Origin of the sequence: Clostridium saccharoperbutylacetonicum N1-4(HMT), assembly GCF_000340885.1 — a bacterium.
Classification (GTDB): Bacteria; Bacillota; Clostridia; order Clostridiales; family Clostridiaceae; genus Clostridium; species Clostridium saccharoperbutylacetonicum.
Map to the genome: position 1 here is coordinate 4,852,595 of NC_020291.1, position 18,809 is coordinate 4,871,403.

At 28.0% G+C, this 18,809-nt stretch carries 18 protein-coding genes, 1 pseudogene and 1 riboswitch; of the genes and pseudogenes, 2 read left to right on the forward strand and 17 right to left on the reverse strand.

Annotated elements, in window-relative coordinates:
* Positions 1-20: 20 nt before the first annotated feature.
* The 12 genes from CSPA_RS21580 to CSPA_RS21635 form a co-directional block, all read right to left on the reverse strand.
* Positions 21-983 (reverse strand): prepilin-type N-terminal cleavage/methylation domain-containing protein, encoded by a 963-nt coding sequence (locus CSPA_RS21580; RefSeq protein WP_015394508.1) that lies wholly within the window; start codon positions 981-983, stop codon positions 21-23.
* A 9-nt stretch (positions 984-992) separates the two neighbouring features.
* Positions 993-2,282, reverse strand: a complete 1,290-nt coding sequence (locus tag CSPA_RS21585; protein ID WP_015394509.1) for a hypothetical protein — start codon at positions 2,280-2,282, stop codon at positions 993-995.
* 1 nt (position 2,283) lies between these two features.
* The gene (locus CSPA_RS21590; protein WP_015394510.1) at positions 2,284-2,841 is read right to left on the reverse strand and encodes a PilN domain-containing protein; all 558 of its coding nucleotides are present in this window, start codon (positions 2,839-2,841) and stop codon (positions 2,284-2,286) included.
* Positions 2,842-2,852: 11 nt separating this feature from the next.
* A complete protein-coding gene (gene pilM / locus CSPA_RS21595) occupies positions 2,853-4,034 on the reverse strand; it encodes a type IV pilus assembly protein PilM (RefSeq protein WP_015394511.1) in 1,182 nt (393 codons plus the stop codon).
* A 233-nt stretch (positions 4,035-4,267) separates the two neighbouring features.
* Positions 4,268-4,726, reverse strand: coding sequence for a prepilin-type N-terminal cleavage/methylation domain-containing protein (locus tag CSPA_RS21600; protein WP_015394512.1), 459 nt, complete (start codon positions 4,724-4,726; stop codon positions 4,268-4,270).
* A 77-nt stretch (positions 4,727-4,803) separates the two neighbouring features.
* Positions 4,804-6,006 (reverse strand): type II secretion system F family protein, encoded by a 1,203-nt coding sequence (locus tag CSPA_RS21605; protein ID WP_015394513.1) that lies wholly within the window; start codon positions 6,004-6,006, stop codon positions 4,804-4,806.
* A 19-nt stretch (positions 6,007-6,025) separates the two neighbouring features.
* Positions 6,026-7,720 (reverse strand): GspE/PulE family protein, encoded by a 1,695-nt coding sequence (locus tag CSPA_RS21610; protein WP_015394514.1) that lies wholly within the window; start codon positions 7,718-7,720, stop codon positions 6,026-6,028.
* Between the two features lie 116 nt (positions 7,721-7,836).
* Positions 7,837-8,589 carry a prepilin peptidase gene (locus CSPA_RS21615; RefSeq protein ID WP_015394515.1) on the reverse strand — a complete coding sequence of 251 codons (753 nt, stop codon included), beginning with the start codon at positions 8,587-8,589 and terminating at the stop codon, positions 7,837-7,839.
* A gap of 95 nt (positions 8,590-8,684) precedes the next feature.
* A riboswitch (cyclic di-GMP riboswitch) is annotated at positions 8,685-8,768 on the reverse strand.
* Positions 8,769-8,874: 106 nt separating this feature from the next.
* Positions 8,875-9,912 (reverse strand): type IV pilus twitching motility protein PilT, encoded by a 1,038-nt coding sequence (locus tag CSPA_RS21620; RefSeq protein WP_015394516.1) that lies wholly within the window; start codon positions 9,910-9,912, stop codon positions 8,875-8,877.
* A gap of 240 nt (positions 9,913-10,152) precedes the next feature.
* Positions 10,153-10,725 carry a bacteriohemerythrin gene (locus CSPA_RS21625; RefSeq protein ID WP_015394517.1) on the reverse strand — a complete coding sequence of 191 codons (573 nt, stop codon included), beginning with the start codon at positions 10,723-10,725 and terminating at the stop codon, positions 10,153-10,155.
* A 93-nt stretch (positions 10,726-10,818) separates the two neighbouring features.
* On the reverse strand, positions 10,819-11,232 hold the full coding sequence (locus CSPA_RS21630; protein WP_015394518.1) for a hypothetical protein: 414 nt from the start codon (positions 11,230-11,232) through the stop codon (positions 10,819-10,821).
* Positions 11,233-11,301: 69 nt separating this feature from the next.
* Positions 11,302-11,718, reverse strand: a complete 417-nt coding sequence (locus CSPA_RS21635; protein ID WP_015394519.1) for a bacteriohemerythrin — start codon at positions 11,716-11,718, stop codon at positions 11,302-11,304.
* Positions 11,719-12,549: 831 nt separating this feature from the next.
* Between CSPA_RS21635 and CSPA_RS21640 the strand changes: the two genes are divergently transcribed.
* Positions 12,550-14,178, forward strand: a complete 1,629-nt coding sequence (locus tag CSPA_RS21640) for a hypothetical protein (protein ID WP_015394520.1) — start codon at positions 12,550-12,552, stop codon at positions 14,176-14,178.
* 1,056 nt (positions 14,179-15,234) lie between these two features.
* Here the strand turns inward: CSPA_RS21640 and CSPA_RS21645 are convergent.
* The 5 genes and pseudogenes from CSPA_RS21645 to CSPA_RS30330 all read right to left on the reverse strand — a co-directional run bounded on the left by CSPA_RS21645 (position 15,235) and on the right by CSPA_RS30330 (position 17,895).
* Entirely contained in the window at positions 15,235-15,456 is a 222-nt protein-coding gene (locus CSPA_RS21645) for a hypothetical protein (protein WP_015394521.1), read from the reverse strand.
* Between the two features lie 280 nt (positions 15,457-15,736).
* Positions 15,737-15,817: pseudogene (locus tag CSPA_RS29595) on the reverse strand (YebC/PmpR family DNA-binding transcriptional regulator); the annotation flags it as partial.
* A 69-nt stretch (positions 15,818-15,886) separates the two neighbouring features.
* On the reverse strand, positions 15,887-16,786 hold the full coding sequence (locus CSPA_RS21650) for a hypothetical protein (protein WP_015394522.1): 900 nt from the start codon (positions 16,784-16,786) through the stop codon (positions 15,887-15,889).
* A 275-nt stretch (positions 16,787-17,061) separates the two neighbouring features.
* Positions 17,062-17,532 carry a sunset domain-containing protein gene (locus CSPA_RS21655; protein ID WP_015394523.1) on the reverse strand — a complete coding sequence of 157 codons (471 nt, stop codon included), beginning with the start codon at positions 17,530-17,532 and terminating at the stop codon, positions 17,062-17,064.
* Between the two features lie 222 nt (positions 17,533-17,754).
* Positions 17,755-17,895 (reverse strand): hypothetical protein, encoded by a 141-nt coding sequence (locus CSPA_RS30330; RefSeq protein ID WP_015394524.1) that lies wholly within the window; start codon positions 17,893-17,895, stop codon positions 17,755-17,757.
* Positions 17,896-18,198: 303 nt separating this feature from the next.
* Between CSPA_RS30330 and CSPA_RS21660 the strand changes: the two genes are divergently transcribed.
* Positions 18,199-18,807, forward strand: coding sequence for a matrixin family metalloprotease (locus CSPA_RS21660; RefSeq protein ID WP_015394525.1), 609 nt, complete (start codon positions 18,199-18,201; stop codon positions 18,805-18,807).
* The last annotated feature ends 2 nt before the right edge of the window (positions 18,808-18,809 follow it).

Sequence of the window (18,809 nt, forward strand, 5' to 3'; positions counted from 1 at the left end):
TTTGAAACCTTGTGAAAAAGCTATTTATCAAAATTTTGATTATAATCTGTTGTAAACAAATTATTTCTATCATCATGAGTCTTATTTTTCTGATCTTCTAGGTACTGTGTATATTCCATCAGCTCAACTTTAATATTATATAAAGTTCCAAGATTTGCTTCCTGCTGATTATCAGCCCTATTATCATATAAATTCATTGTTCCCTTAAAAATTCTTATATTACTTTCTACTTCTTTTGATTTTTGTACATAGACATTTAAGGTTCCACTGGTTATTTTATTATAAACATTAATATTTACTCCCTTTAAAGGTACATTGCCTCTTTTCTTATATTCACTAAAGTTAATTACAACATTAAGCTTTCCGTCATCAACCTTTGCTATTTCTACCGGTAAATCTACAGAACTACCTTTATAATCCTTAATGCTTATCTTTCCTCCATCTTCAACATACAAAGACAATAATATTTCCTTTTGGCTATCTAATTCAGGGATTACTTCTCCATTAATAGAACTTATCACTGAAGTATTTTGAAGTTCATTACTTATGTTAATTTCATAAGGATTCTTAATTTCATCATATTGATAATTTATATTTCCTTCATTATTATTAATTGATGCTTTAGTTGGAACTATAGTAAGTTTTTCAATATATTTTGCTGAATTTTCATTAGTAGCTTCAAAGCTACTATTTAAGAATCTTAAATAAACTCCATCTGTTTCCTGCTTAGTCAAACTTATATCCCCATTTATACTGAAATTGGAACTACTAGCACTAGGCATTTCTACATCTGAAGACTTTATTTCTTCAATAATTTTCTTGCCTTCCAAAGTTGCAGCCTGCTTTACTTGTCCACTCTTAGTATTTTTTATAGCTAAAATATAACCTGTATAAATACTTGCAGAAATTATAGCGATTATTGCCATACTTATTATTACTTCAACTAGTCCAAAGCCTTTACTTTTTTTAGAATTACTTTTCATAATCCTCACCTACTTTTGATTAACACTTATGTTACTTCCATCACCATCTATTTTTACTCTTGGATTTGCAGCATCATCACCAATTGTATTAACTTCAACTAGCTTATCTGTTTTATTAACTAATTGTAATTTAGCACTTGCCTTATCATCACTGCCTTGTCTTGTTTCACTTAAGATATTTATAACAATATTTTTTGAGACTGGTACAAATTCCATTCCTAGCCCATCATATTTAGCTGGAAATGTCAATTTCGAAGTTTTATATTTACAGTAATATTTACCGCCTTCTTCTGTTAGAACCATTTCCACCATTTCCTCCGAATTACTCTTACCGTAAACATAGCTTGTTCTCATCGGATCATTTGCTTTCCCAAGTATAATTGAAGGTAAATCTGAGTTAGTTGGCTTTATGCTTGCTATAAAATCACTATTATCCGTATTTGTGATTCCAGTTGCTGAACTGGCACTAAAAGGTACATCTTTGCCATAAGTATTATTGTAATTCCATTCTAAGTACTTTTCTAATTCATCTGTAACTTTAGGAATTGCATAGAATTCTAAATCAATAGTTCCTTTGCAGGCTTCTAGGGTATCTTGGCTTATTTTTATAGAATTTACTACTATTTTCTTATCCCTCTCGTCAATTTTTTTCAATAGTTTATCTATTCCATCATAATTTCCTTCAAATTTAACTTCACACTTTAAATAATAAAGAGTATTTTTCTTTTCCTTTGTATCATTTGTTTTAGAATTGTTTTGACTGGAATTATTGGTAGGAGACTTATTGCTATTATTTGCGCTGCTTGTACTAGAATTATTTTGATCACCATTAGCTGCATTATTATCAGCATCTTTATTTTTGTCATCTGTTGAAATAACAGTTTTATATTTATTCACAATATCTTGAAAGGAGCTTTCAGCTAAAGTATTTTCATCCTTTTTTGAACTTTCCACACCATCTGAAACTATAGGTTTAAAGGTTATGCCACCTTTTAATCCACTTTCTTTTAATAATCCATCCAATTCAGCTATTATGTGTTCTTCACTGATTGTTGGATAAAAAGGACTTGATTTATCTACTATTTCGGCTTTCAACAATTTAGCATCATTTTTTTTATCTTCCAGAGAATTTATTGTTGTCATTGTAACTTCATATTCTTGTCTTTTTTCATTTTCTTTCTGAATTTTTTCTTCAAGCTGACTTGTTTGCTTTAAATAAATAAAATTATAATATCCAAAACCGACTAAAATGATTCCTAATATCCATAGCATTATCTTTTCTCTATTACTTACTTTCATATTATCCAACATCCTTTAACACGCATTTTATATCAAAGGAGTAGCTTCCTTCTACTGCCCCATTAGTATCTATTGAGTTTACATAAACATCTTTCATTACTTGCAATTTACTCAAATTATGTTTTAATTCAGCAACTGCTGTCCTATCTGTAGAGGTGCCTTTTATTGCTATGGTATTATCAACTATGTCTAAATTTTTAAAAGAAACTTGACTTGGTACTGTTGAACTGATTTCCTTTAATAATTTTTCTGAAACATTATCTCTATTTTTAACAGAAACTGCTACATCTGTTAAAGACGTATCATATTTTTTCAATATCTCTATTTGCTTATTCACATCTTGAGCTTCTTTTAATTGAGTTTGAATTTCTGAAGCAGCCAATTTATTCGTATAATCAGTAATGCCTCTATCTAATAAATATATTCTCACTGTATTAGATACCAAACTAATTAAGATGATGATCCCAACTATTGCAGCTGCTCCATATATATATATTTGTGAATTAATTTTTTCTTTTTGCTTACCTAAATATGGTTTAAAAAAATTTACATCTTTCACTTTATGGCCTCCTATTCATGCCTTATGACTGACCCTATAGCATTTATATAGTCATCAATAGGTTTTCCATCATCATTTGACTTAAAGGCTATCTTAGAAAGTCCTTTTATCTCTGTCATTATTCCAAGCCTATCTGTCATATATTTTTCCATACCTTTTATTTTTGAACTACCGCCAAAAATAATTATGTTATTTATTTCATTGCCTTTATTTCTATTTTTATAGAATTGAATAATTTTTTCTATTTTTTCAATCCATTCATCTACTATTGCTCTTGTTTTAATATTTATTGGTTCAAATTCTTCACTTAAATCTATATTGCTATTTTTAAATTTTTCTACTTCATTACTTTTAAGACCATTTGATTCTCTTAACATTTCATCAATTTCATTACCACAATCTTTGATTATTCTAGTAAAATCCAATTGATTATTTTTATATATATTAACATCGATTGTACTTGCTCCCAAATCAATAAAAGCAACTGCTTCGTTTGTATTATTTTCATATTCTTTAGTTATACCTATTAAATTAATAAATTTATTTACAGCATTATAATTTACATCTAAGGCATAAGGCTTTAACTCTAATTTTAACAACAGATTATAATATCCTCTTGCCACCTTTTCAGGGTAAGCAATAACACGAACATTAAGCTTTTTAACACCATCTACCTCTAATTCTTCTAAAATTGTTCCCTGCAATATATAATCTTCTAAATTTATAGGTAGATATTGTTGAATCTCATATCTAACTACAGTTTCCATTTCTTCTTCTTCAACCTTTGGAATCATTATTTCTCTATTTATTATTAAAGATGAATTAGTTGTACAAATAGCATCCTTAGTTTTGATTCCATTTTCTTTTAATACTTGACTTAATTTTTTATGTAATTCTACTTCTTTTTTGATTTCTCCATCTACAATTGCATCTTTAGGTGTAGGAATTTTAATATATTTATCAATAGTTAAACTATTTTTATAATATAAACCTTCAACTATTTTAATTGTTGAACTCCCCATATCAAAAGCAATGACTTTTCTCTTTTTCAAGGAAAGATTTGTTTGTTTTGTGTTTTTTAAATTTTTAAGTAGTTTTTGCTTTACTATACCCAAATCCATATTCATTATGGCTTTTATATCAATTTTCCTTTTGTTCTTCTTAGGATTTAATTCCTTATTTTTATTCTCCATAATTCCCCCATGTACCCTGCCCTAAATTTGCAGATATAATTTAATTATAACTATATAGATGTGACATCATTTTTTAATATATATACATCAAAAAATATATAACTTGAACTAAAATAATTGTTTAGGATAAAATCAATTTCCATCTTATTACATAAACAGATCATATAATCATAAACATTATCTTAAAATGGAGAATCACAATACAATTCTCCATTTTAATACATTAGCATTTTTTAGTTTGCAGCACTATATGGATTTCCAGCTACATGTGCTACTTGCGGAAGTACTTGTAAAGTTGTAGCTCCATTCACTACATTAACTACTACTTCCCCATTTCCATCAACAATAGCTTGAAATGTGTCTGCTGTATGCCCATCAGCTTTTGGTCTTGGCACAACTCCTCCTGAAAGTACATCTGTAAGATCATTTCCAGCAGCTACTGCTGCGTTTAATGTACTATTAACCGGAATAGTTCCATTAGCTACCCCTGTAGCTACAGCTGTTTGAATGGTTTTAGCTGTTGCTATATCAGCACTTACATTTGAATTTTCTCTTATTTGACCAAATCTAGGCAATGCTATTGCTGCTAACACTCCAATAATTGCAATAACAATAATTAATTCAATTAATGTAAATCCTTTCTTTTTTTTCTTTGTTTGTAGATTGTTTTTTCTTATAGATAATTGGTTCATTCTAAACCCCTCCTGTAATTATTTTTTTATATATTAATGCACTCTGGCTCGCACATTGTGCACTAATTCCTCTTTAATTAAATTTGATTATAACTATCAAACATAGGTATCATTATCGATGCCACCATAAAGCCTATTAAGAGTCCCATTATTACTATTAATAATGGTTCAAGCATAGCCACCGAAGCTTGGATTATTGCTTCTAATTCATCATCATAAAAGTCTGCTGTCTTATTTAAAATATCATCTAAAGAACCTGTTTCTTCACCTATTTTTATCATTGAATAAAGCATTGGAGGAAACATATTACTTTCAACCATTGAAGCATATAAGCTTTCGCCTCTCATCACATTATCTCTTATTCTTAATAGAGCCTTCTCTGCAACTTTATTTCCTGTAACGGTTGAAACTATATTTAAAGCTTCTACAAGAGGTAGGCCACTTGCTATCAAAGTAGATAAAGTTCTTGTAAATCTTGATACAATAAGCATTTGATTAAGCTTTTTAAGAATTGGCAGCTTTAATCTTAGCTTACTAAAAAATAGAATTCCTTCATCAGTTTTTCTAAATATATTTAAGAAAAAGCTAATTATAAATATTACTGCTATTATAATAAACCAATAATTTTGAATTCCTTCACTAATCCCCATAATAAATTTAGTAGTCCAAGGCAGCTCCGTTCCACTTTGTTTAAATATATCTATAAAGGTAGGCATTACATAAACTAAAATAAAGGCAACAGCTGCAATTGAAACAAAACCTAATACTATTGGATAAATTAATGCGCTTGTGACTTTATTATTAATTTTATTTTCCTTTTCATAATGAGTTGACATTCTTAGCATTATGGCTTCCAAACTACCACTTGCTTCCCCTGAAGCTACTAAGGAAACTAAAAGCTCTGGAAATACTTCCTTATGCTTTCTCATGGCTTCCGACAGCACTCCACCTTTTTCAACTTCCTCATTAACTGCTTTTGTTGCTTCTCTTAATTTTTGATTTTCAATTTGATTTGCTAATATATCTAAACACGTTAAAATTGGAACTCCCGCATTTAACATAGTATAAAACTGTCTACAAAAAACTGATAAATCTTTTAGTTTAACTTTCTTACTTAACTTTAGTTCAATATTAGCGCTTTGTACTACTTCTTCCACCATTAAAGGGTAATATCCATTGCTAGAAATAAAGGCTATAACCTCATCTTTAGAGTTAGCTTCATATTGTCCTTCTATTTTTTCTCCTTCTGAATTCATAACTCTATATTTAAACTTTCCCATATGTTATCCCCCCTTTAAATTATGCTTTTTTTATCATAGCAATAGTTGAAAGTTCTTCCATTGTAGTGACTCCACTTAATACTAAGTCTTTACATTCACTTTCTAAGGTTTTCATTCCATTTGCTACTGATATATCTCTAATAACATCTGAATTTCCACCTTTATTTATTGCTTCTCTATGTTCTCTTGTCATTTCCATAATCTCATAAACACCAATTCTACCTATATATCCTGTTTCATTGCAATATCCACAGCCCTTTGCTTTATAAAGCATAAGATGCTTGTCTGCATCTTGTTCTAATATTTCCTTTTCATATAAACTTGCTTCATAGGCTTCTTTGCATTTATTGCAGGTTCTTCTAACCAGCCTTTGTGCCATTACTCCCATAACGGAAGTTGACACTAAATATGGTTTAATTCCCATATCTACAAGTCGAATTATAGATGAAGGTGCATCATTTGTATGAAGAGTACTTAAAACTAGATGCCCTGTTATAGCAGCTCTAGTAGCAATTTCTGCTGTTTCTTCATCTCTTATTTCTCCTATCATGATTATATCTGGATCTTGTCTTAATATGCTTCTAAGTCCACTTGCAAAAGTAAGCCCAGCTTTTTCATTTACACTTACTTGATTTACTCCATCCATAGTGAATTCAACAGGGTCTTCTACTGTAATAATATTTACATCACTATCATTTAATTCTTTAAGTATTGAATACAAGGTTGTAGATTTTCCACTTCCTGTAGGTCCAGTAACTAAAATTATTCCATGAGGATTTGAGATTATTCGCTCTAAGCGCTTTAAATTTTCTTCACTCATACCCAATTGACTTTTTCTTAATACAGAAGCTCCTGTATTTAATACTCTTATAACTACTTTTTCTCCATTAACAACAGGTAAAATTGAAACTCTAAGATCGATATCTTTACCATCAACATTAGTCATAATTCTTCCATCTTGAGGTAGTCTCTTTTCAGCTATATTTAAGCCTGCTAAAATTTTAATTCTTGTAACTAATGGGCCTAAGCTTTCTATTCCAAGAGTATTAACAGTTTTAAGTTTTCCATCTATTCTATATCTGATTCTTATTTCATATTCAAAAGGCTCTATATGTATGTCTGATGCCTTAAGTTCAACTGAGTTTTTGAACATATAATCTATCATTTTAACAGCTGGAGCACTATTTACTTCATTTATATCTTCTACAGCTCTTGTTTTAGAATTTCTATTTAATTTTATACTTTCTTTTTCAAGCTGAAGGGCCGCATTATTAACCTGCTGACTACTATAATATATCCCTATAAATTTTTTAATATCAGCTGTCCTTGCTATAAAGGACTCTATCTCAAAACCTGTAGATATAGCTACATCATCTATTGCAAATATATTTAAAGGATCTGCAAGCGCAACTTTTATTTTATTATTATCAAAGCCAAAAGGAATTAATATATATTTTTCACATAAATTCTCAGGAATTAATGTTATTGCTTTTCTATCAAAATTAATTATATTTAAATCAACCTTTTTAATTCCTGTCTGTTGTTCAATAGCTTCAATTATATCTTCTTCAGTGATTATTTTAGTATCTACCAATATTTCTCCAAGCTTTTTACCCAGAGCCTTTTGTGCCTTTAATGCTTCTTGTAATTGATAACTGGTAATTTTTCCTGCGTTCACCAGTATATTCCCTAATCTTCTTTTCTCTGTAGCCATTTCTCATATCGCACCTTTCTATCTCATATTCTCCCATGCAATATTCTTCATTAGTATAAAATTGTTCTTAAGCTTTTTCAATCATTAGTATGTTAAAAGCTTATTATAATTTGCTCTTACATTAAATAGTTCATATATAATGTTAATATTTCTACTCCAAATAACATAGAAATCAAACTTCCAATTGCTATACATGGTCCAAAGGCCATTTTATCTTTTGCTTTTTTAAGTTCTAGTAGCAAAATTATTATTCCGACTATTCCTCCAAGAATAACTGCTAAAAACAATCCAAGCAAAATTCCTTTAATCCCCAAAAATAATCCACAGATGCCTGCAATTTCAATATCACCTTCACCCATTCCTTTTGTCAAATATACTATTAAGCCTATTATTCCTCCACCGATAATTCCACCTAAAAGCAAATCTATAACTCCATTTTTATTTATAATAGCCTGTAATATTACAAATCCAATTCCAACAACTCCACCAAAAATAATCGTATTTGTAAACACAAATTGTGTATCAAAGTCTATCATCCCAATTACAATTAAAAGAGATGCTAAAACACAATATTTTAAAGTAATAATTGTTAATCCAAATTTTAAATATATTAATAAATATAAAATTCCATTAACAATTTCAATAACTGGATATCTTACAGAAATTTTAGCTTTGCAATACTTACATCTTCCGCCAAGAAATATATAACTTATTATTGGAATAAGCTCAAGCGGTTCCAGTTTATGGTCACAATTTGTACAATGAGATGGTGGAAAAGCAATAGATTGTTCCAACGGTATTCTATAAATACAGACATTTAGAAAACTACCTATGACCAAACCTAAAACCAAAACCAACACAAAATCCATTTCAATTTAAACCTTTCCATTTTTATTCATTTATGTATTTTAAGAGATTAATTTGTAATTTTTTTCTTTAAAAAAGCGCGAAAAACGACCCTAAAAAAATTTAAGGCCGGTTGCACTACTAACTCCTCATGTATCAAGTGCCCATCTACAATACATGATTCATAGTCTTCTTAAACAAATTAAATTATCTTATTTTTAATATAATAATATCATACTACTATTAATTTACAAGTGTATTTTGTAAATTTTCACAAAACACTTTAACATAAATTTAAATATATAGGATTAATTAATTTTATTATTTCTAATCCAGGTATCATATTCTTCTTTTGAAATTATATTATTGTTAACTAATCTTCTTAAATCCATTTCCATTGTTTGCATTCCAAACTTTGACCCCATTTGAATAAAACTATTGATTTGTTCAAAATTTCCTTCTCTTATTAAGTTTTTTATGCTTGAGGTACATACCATTATTTCCATTGCTGCCGACCTTCCAATTCCAGATGCATTTGGCAATAAAACTTGTGAAACAACTCCTCTAAGCAAGGATGATAATTGAATTTTCACTTCATTTTGATGACCAGCTTCAAAGGAATTTATAATCCTATATATACTATTTGCTGCTCCCATATTATGAAGCGTTGAAAAAACCAAATGTCCTGTTTGTGCTGCTCTTAATGCTATTTCGATAGTTTCAGGATCTCTCATTTCTCCAACTAATATAACATCTGGATCTTGTCTAAGTGCTGCCCTAAGACCAGCCGCATAACTTTTAGTATCTTCTCCAACGTCTCTTTGATTTATCACTGACCTATTTGTTTCATGTATATATTCTATTGGTTCTTCTAATGTTATTATGTGCTTTTCCTTATTCTTGTTAATTTCATTTATCATTGCTGCTAAAGTTGTGCTTTTGCCTGAACCAGTTGGTCCAGTAACTAAAACTAAGCCATCCTTTAATTCCGTGAATTCTTTCAAAGCTTCTGCTGTTGATATATCACTAAGTTTAGGAATCTTTTCCTTAATAATTCTCATACATATTGCATAACTTTCTCTGCATTTAAACGCATTTACTCTGAAATTACAAATTCCTTTCCTATTATATTTAAAATCAATTTCTCCTTTTTCGAGAAACTCCTCAAATTTTTCTGGCATTAAATCTTCAATATATTCTCCAACTACATCATGTGAAATAATTTCTTCATTTGCTCTCACTAGATTGCCATCAATTCTTACCATAGGAGTTAATCCAGATGTGATATGAATATCGGATGCACGTTTAATATCAATGGTATCTAGTAATTCATCTATCTTTGCCATAATTTTACGCCCCTTTATATAAATTAAGCTACTGCTTATACTATTAACTTGTAACTACATTAAAAATATCACCATTTTTCTAAATGTGTCAATATCTTCTGAAACTAATATATAATAATAAAAAAACACTAAATTGAAAATAGTATATAAAAGATTATTTAACTAAATAATCTTTTATATATGCATTTCTTAATTTAGTGCTTTAATTTTTCATCTTACAAATAATTTTAGACCTAAAAATTATTTCCTGATTTTTCTCATTAAGAACTCCCCAAAATCTTTATCTAAATTTATAACGTGTCTTCTATAAGATGTAAGCATTTCTTGCTGAATTTCTACTACAAATGTAGTTGATAGCTCATCTTTTTCTATAACTCTTCTCAAATCATTTATTTGATTTTTAAATTCTTCATGCTCTTTATGTACTAATCCATAATTATGATATTGATTTTGCTTTTGAATAGATTCCTCTTCAATAAAGTGTTTAAGCAAACTTTCTTCTAACAAATCTAAAGATTTAATTATTTCTTTTTTTTCCTCTTCCTGCTCCATATCATAAAATAGCTTATTAGCATATTTAAATATTTCCTTATGTTGCTTATCAAGATTATCAATTCCTGTTGATAAAGACTTGTCCCAATTTGTATTATCAAAGAAAATCACAATTTCTCCACTATTATTATCATTTTCATTCTCATCTAATATCGTAGTCTTCACTTTCATATCCTTATGTTGCTTTATATTTTCTTCTATTCTTTTTAATTCAATATCTTTTTTTCTTTCCCCACCTTTTTCGTTTGTAACCATATACATACAACCACTCCTCACATAAATTTTATCAAATACCCGCCTTAATTTTACATTTCTACATATTTATTGTTTTCCCTCTCATTTCTATGCAACAAATTATTCCGAATTAATTTTAATAGATACCTTATTTAAATAAAAATCAAATTTTTCAATTGAATTTATAAACCCATTTATAATTTTACCAACAGCATATTGTTCTTTCGTAATTATCATATTTTCATTCGGCTCAGGAATAAAACATTTACACCCATCAACAAATACACCATAGATTTTTTTTACAATATTATCTCTAAACTTTAATATAAACCTTTTTCTATACGCACGACTTTCAAAAGATTTATTTGCCCAATCATCATAACAACAATCATCACTATTTTCCAACCAACTTATATCATTTTCTATTACAATATCAATATCATATTTATAAAAATAAACCCCTGACTCATCATCATAATTCCAATCACCCATTGTACTATTACATATTTTCTCAAAATATTCATCATATCTCATATTTCTCAACTCCTTTGAAACAATATATACTAAAGCCTCCTCTCATATAATAAAATCCCAATATTACATCTAAATTGTAACTTTACATTTTTCTTTTAAAAACCTTCCAAAATCTTTATCTAATTTCTGTATATGATAATTCCAAAAATCTAGTATTTTTTGTTGCATATAATTAATCACTGCCCCTGTGACACCATACGACTCATATATATATCTTATGTCTTGTAAATGATTTCTAAACACTTGATGTTGTATACATTGCTGATTATACTTCCCATAATTATACTTTCTCTGAATTTCTTCTTCTAATTTACAATGATCATTTGTGTATTTTTCAAGAAAATCTAGTATTCTAATCACTTCTTCCTTTGTCGCCCCACTATTCACTGATTCGAAAAAATAATTAATTCTTTCAAGAAGTTCCTTATGCTGATTATCAATATCCGGATAGCCAATTTCTAAAGATTTTTCCCAAATTAACTTCATAAAATCACACACCCTTTATATTAAAATATTATTTAACTAATTTTATAATATCATAATATTTTAGCTTTTATATAAGCTGTCATAACAATTATTTTGACAATAAATTGTTTTTTTCTTATTTATTCGCAAAAAGTGCAGCCAAATCATTGACTGCACTTTTTGAACCTTTATATAAGGAGAATAAAATAATTGGATTTAAAGTTCTACATATTCCATATATTTTTCTTTGGTTTTCGACACCATATATAACAACCCTTAACTTTTTCTATTTTCACTATAACATATTATCACATTAAATTCCATACTATTTTTTGTGCTTGACTGCATTTTATTTTTCGACAAAGTATGTTTTTTATTAATCTCTAATCATTTTTTCTGTATTATTAATAAATATTTTTTACTGTTTACATTTATGACACAATTTTGTAACATTTTAAGTATATAATATATCTTGTAATTCTTTTTAACATATTATTTATTCCATATAAATAATATGGGATAGAAATGACTTATTTCCCCAAAATTAAGTCATTTCTTTTTTTATGCAAAAAACCATTTTCTATCTATTCCTAGATAAAAAATGGTTTTTAAAAGTTAATCTGTCCTTTAAAAATATCTTATATAATCGGTTTACAATTTATCGTGCATAAACCAAACACTTTGCCATTCCAATATATAATTATTTATCAATATCTATCACTATTTATTAATTTTTTACAATTTTCCCTTGAAATTTCCACCACATAGTTGTATTATAATACTTAATTGAGATTAATTGGAAACAAAATCATTTTTTCTCAGTTTATGTTGTAAAATAAAAGGGGGATTTTTATGTTAAAAAAATTTTTAGGGATTACATTAACTATGCTTTTATGTCTACCATCAAGTGTAGCATTTGCAAATAGTAATGTTAATTCATCAAGTGAGAAATTTACCACTTTCACAAAAACTCTTAGTAATAGTTCTAACCAAAATAGTGACTACAAAAAACTCTTAGCCAACACAAACATAGCAACAGGAAATAAATCATCTGATTTATTAGAATCAGAAAAAGTCGTTGATAGTAACATAAAAATAGGAAAGTTTACTAAAACTGATGTAAATGATGCTTTATTAAGTAATCAACAAAATTCAACTAAAGAGAAAATAAACTTTAAAACAAGTAACAGTATTGCAAGTGTTTCTTCTATAGAAACAACAACTACTACACCTTCTGCTGTAGATGTTAAGCCAATTGCTCAACTCAGATACGCTATTTTGAATCCAGCGTCTTTAAAAAATGGGCAGATTACTACAGATACTCAAATTGCATGGTTATGGTCTTATAATGGACAAAATTATACTTATGATCCTAATGGCTATAAAATCACTAATGTGAATATAGATGGAACTCCAGGTGTAAGCGACTCTATTATAGGAACATTGACAGGTAATATTGGGTTTGCTACTCAATTTAAAACACCAGGGCAATATATATTGAAATTTAAATGCATGAATGATCACAATGTATGGTCTGATGAGTGGAGTATATCTATATCTGTTGAACCAACAGATAATAACACTAGACCTCAATGTGTTCTTAATTATTCTGCGTTAAGCGGAAATACAGATACAGAATTTTTCTTTAGCTGGGCTAACTCAAAAGATAATGATAATAATGATTCACTAAAAAATGTACAAAGTTTAGTAATAGTAGATGGAGAAACTCATCTACTCTATGATTATGCTTTAATTAAAGGTGATAATTCTTGCATAGTAAAATTTAAAAAACCTGGCACTTATCCAATAATGGTTAGGGTAAGTGATTCTCATGGCGCTTGGTCTAATTGGGTTGGTTCTGATGTTGTTGTCACAGCTTCTACACGTACAACACCTCCAAAAAACACACCAACACCTAATAATATTTCTATTGATGAAGTATGGTCAAAAATTAAGCATAACCCTAAAAATAATACTCCGTACACTAACCCATATGATTATGTAGGTACAGAGGCTTATAACCATTCTTCTCCTTCCAGTTCTGAATATCTTACTTCTTGTACAGATAATTTAGGTTATGCTCATAATTATTATAAGTTAACACTTACTCAATTAGGTTCCGATGACGTTTATTTAATATACGACGATGAATTTTTGACTTCTAATGAATATCATAATGGATATTCTGGTACATGGTTTCCAAAAAACTCAATAAATTTTAAAGATGGAGTAATGACAACAGCCAACCTAAACTACCAAATGTTCTCGGGTGACAAGCCTGGCGAGCACAAAAAATTCCATATATTTGATTTTTATACTGCAAAAGACTATACTATTACTTATTTTGATGGTTATGACATTAAACATCCATATCGTATTTGTTCCAATATGACTGATAATACTAGAATCGTATATCAACAAGACGGTTTCAATCGTTATAGCCTAGATAGACAAACTGGTAAAATAACTATAATCTCCTAATGTTATTAATGGCATCAATAGGTGAATTTGTTCCAAAATCTAATTAAGTTATAAATAGAAGACATTTTTAATAAACCTTTATATATTTTAAAAATTTATATTTTCTACTTTTATTAGGAGATGATTTCTGCATTGAACAGGAGTCATCTTTTTTTAATACATAGGTAAAAACTCTTCTAATTCCTTAACTTCAAATTCACTTTTGCAATAATTTATAATTTTAAAACTAGAATTAAAACAAGTTTTTATTGTTCTTTGACTATAATTGTTTTTAGTAATATTCAATATTCGAAAATCTCTTCATTTATATATGTATATATGCCATATTTTCCAACGACAAAAAAGAATCTAGTATAACTTGTACTAAATTCGAAATTATAATATTTATATTATTATTTTAAGCCTTCTACTTTTTATTTCAAGCCTTCAAAATTGTATTTTTTACCATATAATGATATACTTAACATGCCATCTCGAATATTTATACATCACAGGAGGCGGTACACATGAAACGTAGACCTAGCAGAAAACGTTTCGATAAAGAACTACTGAAAGATATATTTGTTTTTCTTGGATCTCTATTTAATTTAGTCTCCGTAATTCTAAAATGCCTTAAATAATAAATTGATATACAAAAGTAAAATTTAAAGGATTAGTATAATTATATTACTTAAAAGCGTGAATGGTACTCACGTGAGATGGTAAATAATATAATCAGAAAGTCCTTTTGTTTAATTAAATTATCAAGTATAACTTATTCTACCCAAAACACAAGTCTTATTATACCATAAACAGAAATACATGTCAATTGTTAATGTGATTCTATAAATAAAATAAATAAAATAAAAATAGGGATAGCAAAACAAGAATTTCCCCTATCTATACTATCCCTATTATGTATTGGCTAGTTGTGCAATTTAGCCTTAAATATTATAACATATTAAATATTTACTATGTAATACGAATTTAAGAACAATTCTCCTATCCATTATCCCTATATATGTACTACCCTAACTTTTCCATTATTCTATCAACTTTCTGTTCTATGTCTTCCATTTAAGTATTTACATTACCCACAAAACTTGCATTAGTTTCTACTAATACTTTATTATTTTCAGTGATTGTACTAAGTGACTTTAAAAGTTCATCCAATATTGGCTTAAAGAATTTATCGCATAATGCTTTAAATCCTCTATATACTCCATAAATAATTATCAATGCAAGCCCAATAGGAAAACCACCACTTCCTATTAAACTGCCCATAGCTGTAAAATCCATATTACTCACCCCTATTCTGTCTTATCAACTTCTTTTGTTTGATTTGCTGTACTGTCTTGTATTTTAACCATCTATTTTAATAATTTCTTATCTCTAATTCAAGTATGAATTCTCTCAATAAATCTTCTAATAACAAAAAACACCCCCTGTTAATAACAGAAAGTGTTTATCATTACATACACCATTAACAAAAACCGTAATGGACGTATACCTTAATTATTTAGTTTTTATAGTTATAACTTTGATACATTCAAAGCTAGTGATACCACAGTCTCTAGATTTATTCATCCCATCCTTCTGGGAATTCAGCGTTGTGATACACCTCTTGAACATCATCATCTTCATCAAGTAAGGATAATGATAAAAAGAACCTAGTAAAACTTAATACTAGATTATTTCAATAAATTCATCATGAAATTTTCAATACTTCTTAATCATATATTTTTTTAAATAATTTATACCAAAATGTTTTTTTCAACCTTTCATTTTGTTCTCTTATTATGGATAATTCATTATCCTTGTGAATTATCCTATTATTTAAATCCATATAATCTAATTTTAATTTATTTATCATTTTATTTTTCTGTTGTAATTCACTATTTTGTTCACCATTCTGCTTTTGTAATATATATATTTGTTTTTTTAGTTTATCAATCATAGTTAAATACTCCTTTGATGAAGGATTTGCTAATAGTTTTGCAAATATCTCCTTCTCATAATATTTAGAAATAAAACTTTTCTTTTCATTTATATCTTCTTCACTTATCTCTCTTGTTTCATCAATATAAAATTTTTTCGAAACATCAATTTCTATTACTGGTATTCCACTGTCAAATAAATCTTTTCTCTTAACTTCTCCAGTCTTATGTGTCACATAAACTTCAACTGCAACAATTCCATTCCATTTTGTTACTAACCACTCTGGTTCTGACTTATCAAACTTTAAAAATAGATCAACAAAATATAATGCGTTCGAAGTTTCAATTTTATACTCAATCTCACAATCTGATACATATATTTTATAGCTGTCATTTCCAATCTTAAATGTCATTACAGATATTTCTGATAAAATTTCTATACATAATTCATGTGTTAATGTTTCATCATGACCCTTATGTGAACCAATATCATCTAATTTCTTATATCTAAAGTGTGGATTTGGTTTTGTATTAACAAATATTAATTCTTTTCTATTTTCTATTCTCTTATGAGTACTAAAAAATTTTATATCTTTCCATTCTCTTGGTTCATTTTTCTTTCCTCTTCGCACTTTCCATACATCTGTCATTGTATATATACCATTTTTACGTTTATATGCAAATCTCTTCACGTGTAAAATCCTACCATTCTTTTCAAACTAGAAACATATTTTTTCATATAACAGTTTTTTTAACTTTATTTTTTAATATCCTAAATTCCTTTAATACTTCATATTTCCACAAATATATTTAAAATCCTTTATTTTAATAAATACAAATAAAAATAAGGTAATGATATTTAAATCACCGCCTTAATGCAAATAAGAACCCTGCAACGCTTGTACGCTTTTACTAAGTTCTTAAAATTTTTATTTTGCCTTTTTCATTTATTATAATTAAATTTATATTATTTCTCTGGTGCACGATAGCCAGCGTTTTCTGCTTCTTCAACAGTTTTAAACCATTGTACAACATTAGTAGTTTTATCATAGTATTTACTATTTGGAACATGATATATCTTTGATTTACTTCCTTTTATTAGACCTTGCCCATTTGAATCTACATATTGCTTACTTGCACTTGAACTACTATTCGAATTATATGATGTTGAGTTTTGAGCTGCAACATTATTTATCCATGCTCCATTACTATTTAAATAGTAACCTTCAATTGTAGTATCATGTGCCATATAACCATCAGCATTAAAATAATACCATTTACCATCTATCTGTCTCCAACCAACTGACCATGAACTTCCCTCTGTGTTCCACCATCCATTAGAATCTTGTCTCCATTCTGCATGTGCAACTATTGGATTGATTGCTAATAATGACATGCACATAACAAAACTAGCTACAAGTTTTTTAAAGTTTTTCATTCCTACATCCCCCTATAGTAGTATTTTTTGTACATATATGCATTATTATACTATATGTGAGATTAAACTACAATTTTATATAATATTTAAATACGGTTTTAAAGTATTAATTCTAAAAAATAAGGCAGGAATATATTTCTATACTCCTGTCTAAATCATTAAATTATTTTAAATTTTTATGGTAAGCTTTTTCTTTTTGTTCTTATTAATCCTTTGATAATATTATTCTTCACATTCATATTGATTATATTGTTTTTCTTCATCTTTTCTAGTCGTTCTTGTATTAGTCTTAGATATATTTCCAATATCATATTTTTTCTTTTCTTTATTATCAATCCAATTTAGACCAGTTAATTTCTTCAATAAAAATTCTCCACCGCTTACTGAAAACATAGTTCATTTGTCAAAAATGCTTGTAAAATTTGATGGCCATTTTTAGAACATGTAAATTTAAGATAATTTCTGTACACTAGATTTTTCATTCCTAATATAAATAATAAAAAGAATAATTTATTCTTTTCCATAAAAAATAAAGTTAAAGGATTAATATGCTTCCGTTTATTCCCTATTTTATACGTTTGATTCTTTATATATTTACAATAATTCTCATATGTGTAATTATACAAATATAATTTAAAAATTATACATTTATGGGGAGGAATTTTGATGAAAAAAAATGTATTGAAAGGAATTATGGGAGCCTGCATAATTACAGGATTGATAATAGTACAGGTTTCTCCTACATTTGCTGATGTAAAAGATTATGTAACAGAGAATAATCATGTGCTAATTGGAGGTGTAACTGGAAGACACTATTATATAACTAAAGCTACTGAATCAAAGTATGTTGCTCCAATTAATAATGCAATTAATGATTGGAAATCAGCAACTGGTAATCTTGTATCGTTTACTCGAACATATGATACATACGAGGTTGAAGCTCAAGCAACTATACGTGCTAAAAGTTATCCAAACTATCCATACAATGATGCTAATGGATACACTGAATTTTATAATAAAAAAATAGATATAGACAAAGTTCAACCTAATTACTGTGATTGGCAATACACTGAAGTACATCTTAATACTTATAGAATCCAAAATTATTCTTCTGATCTTATAAAAGGTGTAGTTGCTCATGAAATGGGACATACATTTGGATTAGATGATAATAATTCAAACCCAGGAACAATTATGTGTCAAACAGGATCTGGTCGTAATGTAACTCAGCCGCAATCTGGTGATGTTGCTGGAATAAATTATTTATATAAATAGGG